This is a genomic window from Tistlia consotensis USBA 355 (genome assembly GCF_900177295.1).
Classification (GTDB): domain Bacteria; phylum Pseudomonadota; class Alphaproteobacteria; order Kiloniellales; family DSM-21159; genus Tistlia; species Tistlia consotensis.
In genome coordinates, this window is sequence record NZ_FWZX01000083.1 from 1 (window position 1) to 1231 (window position 1231).

Annotated in this window: 3 protein-coding genes; all 3 read right to left on the reverse strand. The window is 74.5% G+C overall.

The features are described from left to right. A partial coding sequence (locus B9O00_RS33355) for a phage protein GemA/Gp16 family protein (protein ID WP_159460397.1) occupies positions 1-185 on the reverse strand: 185 nt, incomplete at its 3' end. Beyond that, positions 182-892, reverse strand: coding sequence for a DUF7168 domain-containing protein (locus B9O00_RS32185; RefSeq protein WP_085127558.1), 711 nt, complete (start codon positions 890-892; stop codon positions 182-184). The genes B9O00_RS32185 and B9O00_RS33355, both read right to left, overlap by 4 nt. Beyond that, entirely contained in the window at positions 889-1170 is a 282-nt protein-coding gene (locus B9O00_RS32190; protein WP_085127560.1) for a hypothetical protein, read from the reverse strand. Before B9O00_RS32190 ends, B9O00_RS32185 begins: the two co-directional genes overlap by 4 nt. Between the last annotated feature and the right edge of the window lie 61 nt (positions 1171-1231).

Here is a 1231-nt window from a genome sequence, read left to right on the forward strand (position 1 = left end):
AGCTCCTCGATCACCCGGCCGAGCTGCGCCGGCGTCAGCTCGGCGGCCGAGGTCTTGCCGGTCAGCCGCTGCAGCAGCGCGCGGTAGCTGTCGTCGGCGAGTGCCAGGGCCTTGGCCCCGACCTTGATCTTGCCGATCGCCGCATTGCGCTGGGCGCGGGCAGCCTGGTCGGTCGCTGTCGTCACGCCGGGCCTCCGATCAGCCTGCGCGGTCCGTCCAGCGCGCCGTCGCGCCGATCGGCACCAACGCCGGCGGACAGCTCGACCCGCCGCGCAGCGGCGGCGCCTTGGTCCGCGGCCCGCGGGTCGCGCGTCGGCTTCGCCTTGCCGACCGACGCGGCGTCCGGCTCCAGCCGGTCCAGCCAAGCACCGGAGCGGGCCGCGATGGCCTCGTTGCGTTGACCGCGGAAGGCATCGCGGAGGCGGAGTGCCAGCACCGAGACCATGCCCTCGACGAAGGCGCGCGAGGCCTCGCCGCGCGTCTTCTGGCTCCGCTTGCGCGTGTAGGCCGGGGTGCGCTGGAAGGCCCGCAGCTCTCGGTCGATCGCCGCCTCGCAGAGGTCGCGGGTGTAGGCGGCGATCTCCGCCAAGGGCGCGGGCCCGACGAAGAAACAGCGCGCCCCGCCCCACCGGATCGTCTTCAGCCCCGCGCAGTTGGTGCAGTAGGCGACGACGGCGGCGAGTCGGTCGCGGGCGTGGGCCTTCGCCGTCGCCGGCCGTTGGCACTCGACCTGCGCCATCTCCAGGTCCGCCTCGTCGAGCCCGTGGTCACGCATCAGCCGCGCGGCCATCTCCATCGCGGTGGCCGCTTCAGCCTCCGTGCAGCCGCGCGCGACGGTGCGGGCGCGCAGGGCGCGGATCTTCGTCTTGACGGCGTCCAGTCTCTCGCTCATCGGTGACCTTTCCGGGCATGGCTGTTGAAGAAGGCGGCAACGTCGGCGTGCGGGATGCCGGCGGCGTCGAGCGCGTCGAGCAGCGACCAGGTGATCGCCCGCGCCTCGTCCTGGTCGAGGCGCCCCGCCGCCGGAAGCGGCCGGTCCTGGAGCGCCGCAGTGGCGGCCAGCGCCCAGCTCCGCAGCTCCAGCTTCACGGCGGCAGGGATGGTCCTCTGGCGTCGGACGCAGGCGACCAGGCGCCAGAGAACCAGCAGGGCGTCGAGGCGCTCGGCCATCTCAGCTCTCCCGGCCGGGGACGCGGCGGATGATGCGCAGCGCCCGTGCCCGGCCCCGCGG